Origin of the sequence: Winogradskyella sp., assembly GCF_045105575.1 — a bacterium.
In the GTDB taxonomy this organism is placed as follows: Bacteria; Bacteroidota; Bacteroidia; order Flavobacteriales; family Flavobacteriaceae; genus Winogradskyella.
Genome location: NZ_JBGCDQ010000016.1, coordinates 1 through 15,021 on the forward strand (window position 1 = coordinate 1; position 15,021 = coordinate 15,021).

Annotated in this window: 16 protein-coding genes; 4 read left to right on the top strand and 12 right to left on the bottom strand. The window is 32.5% G+C overall.

What is annotated here, in order from left to right; translation table 11 throughout:
• Positions 1–13: 13 nt before the first annotated feature.
• Positions 14–364, bottom strand: coding sequence for a 30S ribosomal protein S6 (rpsF, locus tag AB8B52_RS04270; RefSeq protein ID WP_406025581.1), 351 nt, complete (start codon positions 362–364; stop codon positions 14–16).
• A gap of 212 nt (positions 365–576) precedes the next feature.
• Between rpsF and AB8B52_RS04275 the strand changes: the two genes are divergently transcribed.
• Positions 577–1,272, top strand: a complete 696-nt coding sequence (locus tag AB8B52_RS04275; protein ID WP_179339550.1) for a LytTR family DNA-binding domain-containing protein — start codon at positions 577–579, stop codon at positions 1,270–1,272.
• A 331-nt stretch (positions 1,273–1,603) separates the two neighbouring features.
• Here the strand turns inward: AB8B52_RS04275 and priA are convergent, their stop codons facing one another.
• The 8 genes from priA to AB8B52_RS04315 form a co-directional block, all read right to left on the bottom strand.
• A complete protein-coding gene (priA, locus tag AB8B52_RS04280; protein WP_406025584.1) occupies positions 1,604–4,057 on the bottom strand; it encodes a primosomal protein N' in 2,454 nt (817 codons plus the stop codon).
• A complete protein-coding gene (locus AB8B52_RS04285) occupies positions 4,057–4,482 on the bottom strand; it encodes a DUF2147 domain-containing protein (RefSeq protein WP_406025586.1) in 426 nt (141 codons plus the stop codon). Before AB8B52_RS04285 ends, priA begins: the two co-directional genes overlap by 1 nt.
• A gap of 98 nt (positions 4,483–4,580) precedes the next feature.
• Positions 4,581–5,297: a T9SS type A sorting domain-containing protein gene (locus AB8B52_RS04290; protein ID WP_406025588.1), complete on the bottom strand. Its 717-nt coding sequence runs from the start codon at positions 5,295–5,297 to the stop codon at positions 4,581–4,583.
• A 33-nt stretch (positions 5,298–5,330) separates the two neighbouring features.
• Positions 5,331–6,365 (bottom strand): hypothetical protein, encoded by a 1,035-nt coding sequence (locus AB8B52_RS04295; protein WP_406025590.1) that lies wholly within the window; start codon positions 6,363–6,365, stop codon positions 5,331–5,333.
• Positions 6,366–6,512: 147 nt separating this feature from the next.
• Complete coding sequence (locus AB8B52_RS04300) at positions 6,513–7,037, bottom strand: hypothetical protein (protein ID WP_406025592.1); 525 nt, start codon at positions 7,035–7,037, stop codon at positions 6,513–6,515.
• Positions 7,038–7,265: 228 nt separating this feature from the next.
• A complete protein-coding gene (locus tag AB8B52_RS04305; RefSeq protein WP_406025594.1) occupies positions 7,266–7,814 on the bottom strand; it encodes a hypothetical protein in 549 nt (182 codons plus the stop codon).
• A gap of 46 nt (positions 7,815–7,860) precedes the next feature.
• Positions 7,861–8,742, bottom strand: coding sequence for a tetratricopeptide repeat protein (locus AB8B52_RS04310; protein WP_406025596.1), 882 nt, complete (start codon positions 8,740–8,742; stop codon positions 7,861–7,863).
• A 22-nt stretch (positions 8,743–8,764) separates the two neighbouring features.
• Positions 8,765–9,196, bottom strand: coding sequence for a hypothetical protein (locus AB8B52_RS04315; protein WP_406025598.1), 432 nt, complete (start codon positions 9,194–9,196; stop codon positions 8,765–8,767).
• A gap of 154 nt (positions 9,197–9,350) precedes the next feature.
• Between AB8B52_RS04315 and AB8B52_RS04320 the strand changes: the two genes are divergently transcribed.
• Positions 9,351–11,441 carry a tetratricopeptide repeat protein gene (locus AB8B52_RS04320; protein ID WP_406025600.1) on the top strand — a complete coding sequence of 697 codons (2,091 nt, stop codon included), beginning with the start codon at positions 9,351–9,353 and terminating at the stop codon, positions 11,439–11,441.
• Between the two features lie 2 nt (positions 11,442–11,443).
• On the top strand, positions 11,444–12,181 hold the full coding sequence (locus AB8B52_RS04325) for a LytR/AlgR family response regulator transcription factor (RefSeq protein WP_406025601.1): 738 nt from the start codon (positions 11,444–11,446) through the stop codon (positions 12,179–12,181).
• Here AB8B52_RS04325 and AB8B52_RS04330 read toward each other — a convergent pair.
• Together AB8B52_RS04330 and nadC are read right to left on the bottom strand one after the other, a co-directional pair.
• Positions 12,174–13,136, bottom strand: coding sequence for a YihY/virulence factor BrkB family protein (locus AB8B52_RS04330; protein ID WP_406025603.1), 963 nt, complete (start codon positions 13,134–13,136; stop codon positions 12,174–12,176). The genes AB8B52_RS04325 and AB8B52_RS04330 overlap by 8 nt on opposite strands.
• Positions 13,137–13,226: 90 nt before the next feature.
• A complete protein-coding gene (gene nadC, locus AB8B52_RS04335) occupies positions 13,227–14,084 on the bottom strand; it encodes a carboxylating nicotinate-nucleotide diphosphorylase (RefSeq protein ID WP_406025605.1) in 858 nt (285 codons plus the stop codon).
• Positions 14,085–14,208: 124 nt separating this feature from the next.
• Between nadC and rlmH the strand changes: the two genes are divergently transcribed.
• Complete coding sequence (gene rlmH / locus AB8B52_RS04340) at positions 14,209–14,682, top strand: 23S rRNA (pseudouridine(1915)-N(3))-methyltransferase RlmH (RefSeq protein WP_406025607.1); 474 nt, start codon at positions 14,209–14,211, stop codon at positions 14,680–14,682.
• A 37-nt stretch (positions 14,683–14,719) separates the two neighbouring features.
• Here rlmH and AB8B52_RS04345 read toward each other — a convergent pair whose 3' ends face one another.
• Positions 14,720–15,019 (bottom strand): HPF/RaiA family ribosome-associated protein, encoded by a 300-nt coding sequence (locus tag AB8B52_RS04345; protein ID WP_406025609.1) that lies wholly within the window; start codon positions 15,017–15,019, stop codon positions 14,720–14,722.
• Between the last annotated feature and the right edge of the window lie 2 nt (positions 15,020–15,021).

Sequence of the window (15,021 nt, forward strand, 5' to 3'; positions counted from 1 at the left end):
ATTGATGACATAATTACGCTTTTGCTTTTGCTTTAACTTTCATTTTTTCTCTTCTTCTCTCAGCCCATGAAATAGCATGTTTGTCTAAACTCACAGTTAAGTAACGCATAAAACGCTCATCACGTCTAAATTCTACCTCTAGTGGCTCAATTGCTTGTCCATCTACAGTAAATTCAAATAAGTGATAAAAGCCACTTTTTTTGTTTTGGATTGGATACGCTAGCTTTTTTAAGCCCCAATCTTCTTTGGATATCATCTTAGCACCTTTAGAAACGAGGAAATCCTCATATTTCTTTACTGTCTCCTTTATCTGATCTTCAGATAAAACGGGATTTAAGATGAAAACAGTTTCATAATGATTCATAATAAATAATTTTGTTTATTGTTAAAACGGCTGCAAAAATACACATTTATTCTATATTTGCCTATTCATTTTACAACTACTTTTCTACGTCCTATTTTAAGGCTAAAATCCTCTAAAAAATATGTTAATCACGACGCTTTGTCGGTAATATTTGTTTTTTAACCGAATTTATCGTACTATTGTCGATATCTTAACCTAAAATAAATAATGTTATGACTTTAAACTGTGTAGTTGTTGATGATTCTGCGATTCAGCGCCTCTCTATAGTAAAGTTAATTGAGAATCATTCCTCACTTAATCTTATTGCAGAGTACAGCAGTGCGTTAGAAACAAAAAACGGTCTTAATACCCATAAGGTTGATCTTATCTTCTTAGATATAGAGATGCCAGTATTAAACGGTTTTGAGTTGCTAGATGTGCTCAACAACAAACCCCAAATTATTTTTGTTACCGGTAAAACCGAGTATGCTTTTAAAGCATTTAATTACGATGCTACTGATTATCTTCAGAAACCAATTACAAAAGAACGTTTTAACGTTGCCGTAGAAAAAGCTATTGAGCAGCACAAATTAAAACTCGATTTTAATGAGACTGATGGTGAACATATCTTTGTAAAAAGTAATCTTAAAAAACGTAAAGTTTATATTAAGGATATTAAATGGATTGAAGCCCTTGGTGATTACGTAAAAGTGGTTACAGAAGAAAACAGCCTCGTTGTTTTGTCAACTATGAAGGCCTTTGAACAAGAATTACCAGAGGGTAAATTCTTGAGAATTCACAAATCCTATATTGTGAATCTAGACAAAATTGACCGATTTAACAGTAAAAATGTTGAAGTTGGTGCTTATGAAATTCCATTGAGTCGAAATAAAAAGACCCAATTAGTAGATGCGTTAAATAATATGTAGAATTTTTACATCTCTTATTTAGAGAATTACATTATAAGTTTTAAAAAATCCTGAGCTTTTGCTTGGGATTTTTTAGTTTACTTCACTAAAGTTCCCTTGAGAGGACTTTAGGGATGTTTTTGAAATTTTAGACTATATAGATTTTTTTAAGTATATATTTATAGTAGTAGATAAAGACGTAAGATAAAGCAAGACCATATTTGACTATTGTTTGAAATACTAGGCGATTCACTTTTTCAGCGGAATTGGTTCAACTTACAAATTATGTCTAACTCATAGCCTAAGACTTCAGACCTGCGAGGTTTGAAAAACCTGCTAGGTCTTAGTAGCATTAGTAATTATCCACATTAAGAATAACTCTAACAGACCTAAAATCCTTAACCGCATTAAAACTATTCTCAATCTTCATAATGGCTGCTTTTGTTTTGCCTAAAGATTGGTTTTGAGGTATTTTAACTAAAATATTTTTATGATATAAATTACGGATTCGCGATACTGGTGGAAATTCTGGTCCTAAAACATTCGCTTTAAAAATTTGTTTTAATGATTTAGCATACCAATCTGCCGCTAAATTGACACGATTGTAATCTTTGTGCTTAAACGTAATTTTAATCAATCTAAAGATCGGTGGATATTTATAATTGTAACGTTCATTCATCTGTTCCGCAAACATTTCCTTATAAGAATTGGTAGACACTTGTTGTAAAATATTATGATGCGGATTATAAGTCTGAATTAATACTTTTCCCCTTAAATCAGTCCGTCCGGCTCTACCAGAAACTTGTGCCATTAATTGATAACTGCGCTCGTGAGCTCTAAAATCAGGAAAGTTGAGTAGATTATCTGCATTCATAATACCAACTAACTTTACGAATCTAAAATCGAGACCTTTAGTCAGCATTTGGGTACCGACCAAAATATCAACTTCACGCTGTTCAAAACTATTTATTATTTTCTCGAAACCATATTTGCCTCTTGTGGTATCTAAATCCATCCGTGCCACTTTCTTTTCAGGAAATAGTACTTTGACTTCTTCTTCTATTTGTTCGGTTCCAAACCCTTTGGTGTCTAAAGTTGAATTGCCACAACCTTGACAACTTTTTAGCATGGCCGAATTATAACCACAATAATGACAACGCAACTGATCTCTGTATTGGTGATACGTTAAACTCACATCGCAATTAGGACATTGCGGAGAGATTCCGCAAGTGGTACATTCTATAATTGGTGAAAATCCACGTCTATTCTGAAATAAGATAATTTGAAAACCTTCTTCTAGTGTTTCCGTCATTTCTTGAATGAGGCGATCGCTAAAATGCCCTTTCATGCGTTTTCGTTTGTACTTATCTGCTAGATCGACCAATTCAATATCTGGCATCATGACGTTGTTGAAACGCGTATTTAATTCTACCAAACCATACTTACCTTGGCTGGCATTATAATAACTTTCTAAACTTGGTGTTGCCGAACCTAAAAGCGTTTTTGCTTTAAATAAATTAGCCAAAACTATGGCAGCATCTCTAGCATGATAACGTGGTGCAGGATCGAATTGTTTGTAAGACGATTCATGTTCTTCGTCAACAATGATTAATCCTAAATTATGAAAAGGTAATAATAAAGCCGAACGTGCTCCGATGATGACTTGGGCTTTTTCGGAATTATTCAACATATTTTGCCAAACCTCTACCCTTTCATTTCCTGAATATCTGGAATGAAACACAGCTACCTTTTCGCCAAAATAATCTTGAAGACGACCTACCAATTGTGTCGTCAAGGCTATTTCAGGCAAGAGATATAACACTTGTTTTCCTATATCGAGCTGTTTTTGAATGAGCTGCACATAAATCTCAGTTTTACCAGAAGACGTGACACCATGCAACAATACCACAGACTTTTCTTTAAAAAACGTTTCAACCTCATCATAGGCTTTTTGTTGCGCTTCACTTAAACGTTTAGCATCCGCATCTCCTTCGCCTTCAAACTGAATACGATCGGTTTTAATATGGTATTCTTCTAAGATTTGTTTATCAATTAATGCTTTTACGATGGAAGTTGATGTGCCACTGCGTGATGTTAATTCCGAAACTTTTATGGGTTGCTTTAACGATGCTTCCATGGTAAATAAAGTCAACACTACTTCGCGCTGTTTTGGAGCACGACTTAATTCTTCTAATAATTCTTGTAGTTTTTCTTGCGATTTATGATTGTGATGCAACTTTACATATCGCACTAATTTTGGTGTGTACTTTTCGTAAAGTTCTTCCTGTAAATTTAAAACCCCTTTTTTAACCAAATTATTGATAATTGGCAACACGCGCTTTTTATCTAATATGGAAACCACCTCATTAATTTTTAAGGAGGATTGGTGTTGTAAGGCTTCATAAATTAAAAATTCTTCATCTTTTAATTCAGAATCATTAATAGTTATGTTTTCATTTTTTGAAATAAGGGTTTCACTTTCTAACAAAAATGCATTTGGCATTGCAGCACGCATTACTTCACCTAGACTGCACATGTAATATTGAGAAATCCACTCCCAATGTTGCAATTGGTTTTCTGTAATTACTGGAGTATCATCTAATATTTGATGAATGGTTTTGGCATCATAAGCTGTTGGTGGATTTTGATGAATGCTATAAACTAAAGCCGTATAAATTTTACTTTTACCAAAAGGCACAGCCACGCGCATGCCAACTGAAAGAAACTTTGCTTCTGCTTCTGTAATATGGTATGTAAACGCTTTTTGAAGCGGAATTGGTAAAATAACATCTATAAAATGCAGCATTATTTTACACGTTTCCAGTATTGTGTTTTGTAGAAAAAAGCAATGTAACCTCGTACTTCTAAAGTATCAGGATTGTCTTCTAATTTCAGTCTGCATGAGTATTCTTTACCGTTACTAGGATTGAGAATACTGCCATCTTCGTAGACGTCATCATCTTTTGTTAAACCGTCAATAATAACCATACCCAAAATAGGTTGATCTTTATTTTCATCTTCGCACTCGGTGCATTTTGAATTCTTTTTTTTCGGATTTAATAGTTTGATAATTTTACCGTAAACTTTTCCATCGACCTCATAGATTTCTACAATCGATTTTTCTTCGCCAGTTTCGTCATCAATGGTTTTCCAAGTACCAAAAATCGATTGTGCAGAAACGGCATAGCCAGTAAGGCACGTAAAAATTAAAATCATTATATTCTTAATCATAAGCTAGTGTATTTTAGTGATACTTCAAAAATAAGCGGTTTAATTAAAAAAACCATCTCGATTTGAGATGGTTTGTTAACACTTGAAAAAAAATATAATTATTCTTTTACTATTTTGAACGTTGCCTTTTGAGTTTCCGTTTCAAGACTTAAAATGTAAATTCCTGATTCTAAATTTTCTAATTCAAGTTTTCTTAAGTCTTTTGTTGTATGATAAACTTCTTTACCTGTGATATCATAGATGACTATTTTTTCAAAGGTTAGAGACTCTGATACTTCAATGTTAATAATGTCTGTAAATGAATTTGGGCTGATTTGAACTATTTTATATAAACTATCCTCTATCCCTAGATTTGGATTTATTGTAAATATTTCACATTCATAGAATGACCATTCATCAAAAGAATTTTGCACTCGGATACAAAAGAAATGATCACCTTCTGAAAGTCCATCAGTACCAATATTAATAATTTGTGGAGAACTAGAGATATCAAGAGGTTCGCCGAAACCAATACCAGGATCACTATCTATAAAATATTCTGCGGTTACCACATCTAATTGGTCTATTTGAAAATCTTTTATATAAATAATCTGCCTATCATAATGACTCCAATTATTATCACTATTAAAAGTCCTAATATATAAATCGTGAAACCCATCTGACAAACTTGAAATCTCAATGGTATAAGTTTGACTAAGTTCGCCAGAGTTTGCGTTTACTGTTAAACTTGTACCATTACCAACTCCAGGATCTGAGTCAAAAAAATATTCCGCAGAATCTATGCTTTGGGCATATGCAATGGAACTAAGTAGCATTGAAAAGACTAATATTATACTTTTCATAATTTTTTAGTTTGATGAAGATTCAATTGTAACTTCGATAGTACCGCCTGGTGCTACCTGCTCTGTAATAGCTGTTATGCTAACTGATGGAATACCTGCCGTAAAACCAGAATTATTAAAAACGAAATTAATGTTGTCATAAAGACCCATATCTAAACCGCCAGCTCCTGAGCCTATTGCTGGTGAGCCCGCTTGTAGATTATAATCGTCTAAAGCCGCTTCAAAATCATCATTATTTACATTAACAAATAAGGGGTCGACATTATCTAAATTATTTGAACCTTCCATTAAATCAACGTTACCAGTGCCTTGATTATATGATAAACAATTTTCAAAAATTACGCCTGGACTATTATTATTGGTGTCTGATGGACCACGGTCATCATAAAAAATACAGTTCTGCAATATGATAGAACCGTTTGCATTACCTGCATTTGTTGCGGGAACCTGAACGCCAGAAGTTGCTCTAAAAAAGATATTATTTCTTATTGTAATTGAATTATAGTTTTCGTCAACTATAATTCTACTCCTTATGATATTATTCGTTATAATTAGGTCTGTTGCATTTCCCATTATAGTTCCTGTAACTGACCCTCTAATGATTACATTATTAACACCCTCATCTTGAGTAAAACTTCCAAAATCGATTCTATTATTAACTCTACAGTTTTCAATAATTATATCTTGAATTTGTAATATAGAATTTTGACAATCAATACGATCTGTTATGTACAAACCTGTAAATCTGGAATTAGATGCATTATCTTCAAGAACAATTTCTTCGATAATTGTATTCCTCAAAGTATTACTATGGCCAAAACCAATAAGATTAATTGATTTATTGACTATAATCTCTCCATAAGTCAATTCTGAAGGATGCACATAAATAATGTCACCTGAAGCTGCTTCATCTATGGCCAGCTGCAAATCACTATACTCGGCATTTGCACCCACCGAATTATCTACGGTAATTATTGTTTGAGCGTTTATAAAAAATGATGATATTAAAAACATCAAACTGAGGGTTGTAATTTGTTTCATTTTGTTTTTGGTTTTAAGAATTAATTAATAGCTAAATAAATATGGCATCTTATCGCACTATCCTTTTTAAGGTAAATGCAACAGAGACACTAAAGTTTTTATTAAAATTAAGGGTAATAAATTAGTTGATAGCAGTTTTAGGAGATACTAAAAATCAAAATAATAGTGAATTCCTGCTCCATAAGAAAGCCCTGCAAAAGAGCCAAAAACAGAATTGAATCTACCACCAACATAACCGAGTTCGGCACTAAAGGTAAAACCTTCAACAAATTCTGGAATTTCCAATTCTACTCCTCCACCGAGACCAAAAGAAACCGTATTTGATGATTGAGAGATACCGAAAAAATCATCTCTAACTGAAAAATAACCCAACTGCGCATAAGCGTATGGTTTGTAAAAAATCTCATCATCACTAATACCACCAACATCAAAATTATAAATATAACGTCCGGAAGCAGCAAAAGAAGCACTACCAAAACCATAGGCTCCAAAACCAGCAATAACTTGAGCTCCATGAGTTTCTGTAATGTTATATTTTAGACTTACACCATAAGCTGGGTAAGAAGACACTAAACCTACAGCTGCTGCACCAGGCTCTGCCATGACTTGCGCTTGTACGTTTGCAAAAAACATAAAACTAAACAATAGGGTAAAAAGGTAATTAGTTTTCATAATAAAATGGATTGATTAATAATAATATTTTTATGTGTTTTGATCTAAGTACAAAACACATAATAAATTAATAATGAGGTAAGTAAAGAACATTCAATTCAAAAGAAACAGCAAACAATCACGTTAAAAAGCATATATTATCGTCAAAATAAACTTACAGATTTTCAATTTAAAAATTCAATATTTAACACCTATGTATTAAAAACTATATACATGAATGTAACGGTTTCATAAGTCTATATTATAAGGCACATTGCTAAAGACTCCGTTAGATATCGCATAAGTCACTTCTATAAAGGGTTCTTTTACAATATAGCTAAAGCTTCCTGAAATGGTCTCGTTAGAGGTATCAATTGCTGAAATTGCTAATGTTGCACTTATGGTTTCATCCGCATCAATATAAACATCGTTGCTTCCTTCAAAAAAGTACAGCCCTAACAAATTATCTTCTGGGTAGTTAAAATTTGCCCCAGCAACAATAACATTTGGGTCTTCCATTACTAACGTCAACCCTAACTGTGTTGTTTCAGTCTCATCAAAAATATCATCCAAAGCTATAGCTCCAACTGAAAATCCATAAACTGTTTCTGTACCAACCTCGGCACTGATAAGTGCAGCACCAGCACCATCTAAACCTGAATCGAAATCTTTTGTCTGTCCATTTATCTTTGCGCTTAGTGTTCCTTCCGAATCAAATCCAAGCTGATCGATAATTTCATCTTCAAGATTACAACTTGTTAAGCCGATTGCAATTAAACATAACAGTATTTTTTTCATGAGTATCTGGTTTTTAATTTATAATTGAATCATTAATTGTTAAGATTTATCCGTTTCCTATTTTAAATAATTTACGTAATGCTGTTGTATCCTTATTTTTTTTCACTTTTGAATTATTCGTGTTCTTCTTTTTAGAAGGTTTTTTAACTGTTTTATCTAAAGTTCCTTTTCTTCTAGTCTGCGCACTGGACATCTTTTGTATTTCATTTTGTAATTCAACTTCTCCCAGCCTAGTCTTATTGGTAATTGTGTTTCCTGCCTTTTTATCAGCAAGTGCTCGCAACTGCGCTACTTTTGTGTCTAAATCACCAAAATAGATTTTATCATAGAGTGCAATAGCTTCCGTGTAGCGTTTTTGCTCTTCATATACCCATGCCAAAGACAATAATTCATTTCTGGTTGCTTTAGCATTCTCTCTTTTAGGGTTAAGCTCTAAGCTTTTGATAAGATCTGCCTCAGCTGCCTTAATATTTCCTAATTTAAAATGAACCTCAGCTCTCATAAAATAAGCGGCTGCATTTGGTCTTAATGCCACCACTTGATCATATTTGTCTAAATCGTTTTCTTTTGTATTTTCTTGCGCAATAAGCTTTTTACTCGTTCTCTGAAAGTCTATATGTTGATAATAAACATCGCATGTATAAATTAGTTCAGAATACATCGCTATTAATAAGTCCTTTCTAGCTATTTGTCCTTTCTGAAATTTTTTATTGAGATCTGGCTCTATAATTTGAGCATCAATTTGTGTTGCATACTCAGGTAGCGTTTCTCTTAAACAAATTTTGATGGCATTATTAGTGAGTGTACGTTTTAAACTTTCTTGTTCTAAACATGCGCACATATCTGCTCTGAACTCAGTTTTATAAGTTTGTGCATTTACAGATGGCGCTCCTAGTATTAGAGCTATAACTAACATACAAATTTTCATATCTCTAAGTTTTAAGTTGTTGCTAATTGTCATCGTCTTCCTCTGTACCTAAAACATATGCTTTAACAGAAAGCATACAAAACTTTAGTGCTTTCTTAGAGCGGTTTAAGTTGAAGGTCGCTTTAGCCTGTCTCATAAACGAAGCATCACTAATATCTTCCGCAATATTGGGTATTTCTTGCCAAAGGCTATCTACATCACTTTGAGCACGCTCCATTAATTCATCTTCAAGGTCTGCTGGTATATCTACTCCGGCTTTTACTAAACTATCGTACACAAATACTTTATGGTATAACTCGAAAGAATGCTTTACAAAATTATCTACACTAGTAATTTTAGATTTATTTTTAGGTGGTTTAACACGTATATCTTGAGACCAAATAGATGTTGATATAAGACCTATTATTAATAAAATGATGACATTTTTTTGATATTTACTTTGAAGGATTTTCATAACAATTAGATTAATTATTTAAATCAAAGAAACAACAGACTCCATATATTTCCTATCCTTAATTTATAAGTGCGCACTTTGACTTTATTTTCGCGACAAAAGAATGGCAAATAAAAAAAATTAAATTACTTTTAACTAGCTATTAATTAAACATATGAAGTTCTACCTTAACCTCTTTATTATATTAGGTTCATTGCTCTGTTTTGCTCAACAACAAAAAATTGATTCTCTTATTCTTGAATTAGAAGTTCAAAATGGAGAAACTATAAGTAAACTTAAAATCCTTAATCAGTTAGCAAATTCTTATCAGTACACTAATCCCGAACTGGGCTTAGGTTATGCGGAAAATGCCATAGAACTTGCTAAAACTCTTAAATTAAAAGACGAAGAAATTTTAGCTTATAAATACAAAGCATACAATTACACAGCCTTATCTAAAGACTCATTAGCTATCGCTACCTATGATCGTATTATTAAAATTCAAACCGAACGTAAAAAATGGAGCGAAGTCGCAAAAGCAACCTACAATAAGGGCTTGTTATTACATGGTCAGTCCTATTACAACCAAGCAAACACCTGTAACCGTAAAGCATATGAAATTTTTGAAAGAGAAAAAGATAGTTTTTTAATGTCGGTAGTGCTTAATAGTATTGGTATTAATGAAATGTATTTGTCTTTATATCCAGAAGCTATTGAAAACTTTCTCAAAGCGTCTACCCTCAACGAACTTACAAACAAAACTGAAACTAATCGCCATGCTGCAATCTTAACCAATATTGGTATTCTATATGTGCGACTAGAAAAATATGACCGTGCACTTAATTATTACAATAAAAGTCTCGAAATCAGCAAAAAACTCAATGCAGAGTATGAAATTGCAAATCTTTATACCAATATTGGCAACTTATATGATGGTATTGACCAACCACAAAAAGCTATAGATTATTATCAACAATCTTTTGATATTATGAAACGTATTAACGACGATTTTGGTATTGCCAGTGCCCTCGCTAATACTGGAATTGCCTATATCAGCTTAAAAAACTATGATAAAGCTTTATCATATCTAACTAGGACAATACCTTTATTCAAAGCACTTAACAATACTAATAGTTTAGCGATAACCTATGAAAGTATTGGAACCGCACATTTTGAAAACGCAGCAGAAAGTACCACTAAAAAAAGCCTACTTACTAAAGCCAAGCTTAATTTTGAAAAAGCCCTGATGTATGCAACAGAAATTAATAGTATCGTAAGAAAAGCTAGCGCATTTGAAAAATTAGCTCAAGTAAATTATCAACTGAACGACTTTAAATCTGCCTATCTTCATAAAAATGAAGCAGAAAAATTAAAAGACAGTGTTATGTCTTCTGAAAAGAAAGAAGAAATTGCTAAACTCGAGGCAAAGTACGAATATGAAAAGAAGGAGGTTGCACTTAATGCCATTCATGATAAAGAACAAGCTTTAAAAGAAGTAGAACTTACGCAACACAAATTAATGATAAAATCATCAATCATAGGCGTTAGTGTTTTAGCCATCGCAGCTATCATTAGTTTTATTCTCTATCGACGAAAACAAGAAGCAAAAGTAAAGGCGAAAGAAGCAGAATTTAATCTCAAAGTTTCTGACACAGAACTTAAAGCTTTACGAGCTCAAATGAATCCGCATTTTATTTTTAACTCCTTAAATTCGATTAACTCATATATAGCAAAAAATGATACAGAAAATGCAACAAATTATCTGACTAAATTCTCCAAATTAATGCGTGAAACGTTAGAAAAGTCTGCACAAAAAGAAATTACGCTTAACGAAGACATTCATATCTTAAAAACTTATATGGATATCGAGAACAAGCGTTCTAATAATAGCTTTAAATATAAAATTATGGTTGATGACGCTATTGATCCTGAAAATGCCTTAATTCCTCCGATGATTCTTCAACCATTTGTAGAAAATAGTATTATCCATGGCTTAAGAGATTTTAAGCAAGATGGAATTATTCATATTAATTATAAAAAAGAAAAGGAAATGATGGTTTGCAGTATTGAAGACAATGGAGTCGGGAGAGCAAAGTCCTCTCTATCTAAAACAACATCTAAAAAACAATCTTTAGGTGTTAGCATTACAAAAAGTAGAATAGAAATTCTCAATAAAATTAAGAATACAAAGGGAGATGTCACCATTATAGATAAACCAAACGGCACCAGAATTGAAGTTAAACTTCCACTAACATTAGCTTTTTAAAGATGATTAAAACTCTCATAATAGACGACGAAGAACATTGCAGAGAACGTATTAAAAAATTGATTGCAGACCATGGAGAAAACTTAGAAATTATAGGAACATGTCATACCGTTGAAGATGCATTGATAAAAACGAAAACTCTTTTTCCTGATTTAGTTTTTCTTGATATTGAAATTCACGACAAAACTGGCTTTGAGTATTTAGAACAATTGAAGTCTTACAATTTTAATCTAATTTTTACAACTGCTTTTGATAACTACGCGATTAAAGCCTTCAAATATAGTGCTATGGACTATCTATTAAAACCCATTGATAGTGAGGATTTTATAAACGCAATGAAACGGCTAAACAAAAAGAGAGTTTCAGAAAATTCAGACCTTCGCATACATGCCCTTATTAAAAATCTAAAAAGCGATGAGAAGAAAAAAACCATTACTATTCCTACTGCAAATGGATTTGAAATATTAGAAGTTGAAAATATTATTCATTGCGAAGCCGATACCAGCTATACTCATATACAAACTACGACTAACAAACTACTTGTATCAAAACCCATTAAATTTTACCAAGAACTATTAGAAGATTTGAATTTTTTTAGAATTCATAATTCACACCTTGTTAATATAGATCATATAAAAAAATATACTAAGGGAAAAGGAGGCTATGTCACTATGTCCAATAACAGTCATATCGATGTGTCAACCAGAAGAAAAGAAGCTTTTTTAAAACTTTTTAATTAATATCGTTTTTAGCCTGAGGATACTTCCTCAAAAACTGAAGCGACGCATTCAACTCATAACCCAAAAGTAAAATATTAGAGTTAAGCCATAAATACAATAACAAAATTAACAAACCACCAATAGAACCATAAAGTTCATTATACTGAGAAAAGTTGTTGATATAAATACCAAATAGATATGATGTTAGAATAATAAGCAAAGTGGTGAGTAAAGCACCTATTGAAAAGAAGCGCGTATTCCTGCCTTCGCGAGTACCAAAATAATAGAGCGTAGCCGTTGCCAGATATACCATTAATACAAAGAACATATACTTGGCAAAAATAATCCAACCAATACCAGAATTTGATTCTGATGCGGATTCGTGATTAATACTTTGGTACAAAGGCTCAATCACATAAATCTGAAAATATCCAAAAACAGCAACGGTCAATAAAACCAATATGGCTAAGATTAGCGCAATACCAAATGCGTATAAATATTGTCTAAAAACATTGCGCGTCAATTGCTCATGATATGAATTTTCAAAACCTGAAAAAACAGCATTTACACCATTCGCCATAAGTAACATTGACAATAAAAATACAGATGATAACAACCCTGAACCAGAACCTCCGCTGATATTTTCAAAAATATTAGAAAAGAAAAACTCAGAGGTCTGTGGTGGTAAAAATGAATTTAAAAAATCTAAAAAATCAGTTTGAAAATCAGATATTGGAATATGTGGAATTAAGATAATCACAAACAACAAAAACGGGAAAATGGCTGTAAAAAAACTAAAAGCAATAGCACTAGCTCTAGTCGTTAGGGCACCTTTAACAATACCTTTAATATACAGTTCTATGAGATCATAAACCGATAAACCTTCAAAACCAGGCAATTTAATCTGCTTAAAAAAACGCACGACTAAATTCAACACCGGAATCTTATCTAATTTATCTTCTATGGGTTGACTCATTTTATGGCTTTTTGCTTTTGGCCCTTTGCCTTTGGCTTATCATTATTAAGTATTTTACTTGTTACTTGTAAAAAAAAAAAAAAAACTAATTCAAACCGCTTTTAAACTTAAATCTTTATTATAGACTGAATGGGTTAATGCACCAGACGAAATATAGTCCACACCACATTCCGCATATTTTCTGAGTGTATTTTCGTTGATACCACCAGAAGATTCAGTTAAGCATTGATTTCCAATAAGTTTTACGGCTTTGCGTGTATCGTCATAATTAAAATTGTCGATAAGAATGCGGTACACTCCACCACAATCTAAAATTTCTTGTATCTCTTCAAGGTTTCTGGCTTCGACGATAATTTTTAAATCACGATTGGTATCTTTCAAATACTGCTTGGTTAAATTTATAGCTTTCGCTACTCCACCTGCAAAATCGATATGATTATCTTTTAACATTATCATATCATACAAGGCAAACCTATGGTTTTCTCCTCCTCCAATTTTGACAGCCCATTTTTCTAAAGCACGAATACCTGGTGTGGTTTTCCGAGTGTCTAAAATTTTTGTTTTTGTACCTTCTAATAGATCAACAAACGTTCTAGTTTTGGTTGCTATAGCACTCATACGTTGCATAGCATTTAACACCAAACGTTCTGCTTTCAATATGGATTGTGACGCACCTTCTACATAAAATACAATGTCGCCATATTTCACTTTTTCACCATCTTCAATTAAGGTTTCAACCCTCATGTCTTTATCAACATAAGCGAATACTTGCTTGGCAAATTCTACACCTGCAATAATACCTTCATCTTTTACCAACAACTTGGCTTTGCCTTGAGCTGTAGCAGGAATACATGCCAATGAGCTGTGGTCTCCATCACCAACATCTTCTCGTATCGCATTAGAAATTATTAATTCTATTTCTGTATCGAATTGTGCTTTTGAAATCATTTGTCTTGTAATTTGATGTAAAAATAGGAAATAGATTTACGATATCCGATTTTAGAATTACGAATTACAAATCGAAAAAATCAGGAAATCATGAATTGTAAATCGTAAGTCGTAAATTTGAACCATGCAAATAAAACTCATCGCCATTGGCAAAACCGATAACAAAAACCTCCAAGCCTTAATTGCAGATTACACCAAACGTCTTGGCTTTTACGTTAAATTTGAAATTGAAATTATTCCAGATTTAAAGAAGGTTAAACATTTATCTGAAGCTCAACAAAAGGAAAAGGAAGGAGACCTCATTCTGTCTAAAACCACAACATCTGATGTGCTCATTCTTCTCGATGAAAACGGCAAACAATTAGATTCCGTTTCGTTTTCTGGCTACTTACAAAAACACATGAATTCTGGTATTAAAACTTTAATTTTTGTGATTGGTGGTCCTTATGGGTTTTCAGAAGCGGTTTACAAAAGAGCCAATGGTAAATTAGGCTTATCGAAAATGACCTTTTCTCACCAAATGGTGCGTTTATTTTTTATAGAACAACTGTACAGAGGGTTTACAATTCTTAGAAATGAACCTTATCATCATCGCTAAAAACTATAAACCCTCTGAAATTAAACGTCGAATTTAATTAATGTGTTTTATATACTTCTTTTCTTTTTTTAAGTTGTCTCGTTAAATCGCTAATAGTTTCGTGCATTGCAGCTTCGTAAGTTTTTTCGTTAGAGGTGGCAAAAATTCGTGGTCCAGGTAAACTAAGTTCTATATTACATATTTTACCAGCATTGTGATCTTTTTCGTCATTCTTAAAATAAACCTGAGCTGATATAAGAAACTCAAATTTACTAGCTAATTTTTCTAACTTCTCTAGTGTTAATGCCGAAAGTGAACTACTTGCATCGATGTTTACATATTGAAAATTTACCGTCATAA

Coding starts and splice junctions, on each gene's coding strand:
- rpsF (WP_406025581.1), bottom strand. CDS start 364: ATGAATCATTATGAAACTGTTTTCATCTTAAATCCCGTTTTATCTGAA.
- AB8B52_RS04275 (WP_179339550.1), top strand. CDS start 577: ATGACTTTAAACTGTGTAGTTGTTGATGATTCTGCGATTCAGCGCCTC.
- priA (WP_406025584.1), bottom strand. CDS start 4,057: ATGCTGCATTTTATAGATGTTATTTTACCAATTCCGCTTCAAAAAGCG.
- AB8B52_RS04285 (WP_406025586.1), bottom strand. CDS start 4,482: ATGATTAAGAATATAATGATTTTAATTTTTACGTGCCTTACTGGCTAT.
- AB8B52_RS04290 (WP_406025588.1), bottom strand. CDS start 5,297: ATGCTACTTAGTTCCATTGCATATGCCCAAAGCATAGATTCTGCGGAA.
- AB8B52_RS04295 (WP_406025590.1), bottom strand. CDS start 6,365: ATGAAACAAATTACAACCCTCAGTTTGATGTTTTTAATATCATCATTT.
- AB8B52_RS04300 (WP_406025592.1), bottom strand. CDS start 7,037: ATGAAAACTAATTACCTTTTTACCCTATTGTTTAGTTTTATGTTTTTT.
- AB8B52_RS04305 (WP_406025594.1), bottom strand. CDS start 7,814: ATGAAAAAAATACTGTTATGTTTAATTGCAATCGGCTTAACAAGTTGT.
- AB8B52_RS04310 (WP_406025596.1), bottom strand. CDS start 8,742: ATGAAAATTTGTATGTTAGTTATAGCTCTAATACTAGGAGCGCCATCT.
- AB8B52_RS04315 (WP_406025598.1), bottom strand. CDS start 9,196: ATGAAAATCCTTCAAAGTAAATATCAAAAAAATGTCATCATTTTATTA.
- AB8B52_RS04320 (WP_406025600.1), top strand. CDS start 9,351: ATGAAGTTCTACCTTAACCTCTTTATTATATTAGGTTCATTGCTCTGT.
- AB8B52_RS04325 (WP_406025601.1), top strand. CDS start 11,444: ATGATTAAAACTCTCATAATAGACGACGAAGAACATTGCAGAGAACGT.
- AB8B52_RS04330 (WP_406025603.1), bottom strand. CDS start 13,136: ATGAGTCAACCCATAGAAGATAAATTAGATAAGATTCCGGTGTTGAAT.
- nadC (WP_406025605.1), bottom strand. CDS start 14,084: ATGATTTCAAAAGCACAATTCGATACAGAAATAGAATTAATAATTTCT.
- rlmH (WP_406025607.1), top strand. CDS start 14,209: ATGCAAATAAAACTCATCGCCATTGGCAAAACCGATAACAAAAACCTC.
- AB8B52_RS04345 (WP_406025609.1), bottom strand. CDS start 15,019: ATGACGGTAAATTTTCAATATGTAAACATCGATGCAAGTAGTTCACTT.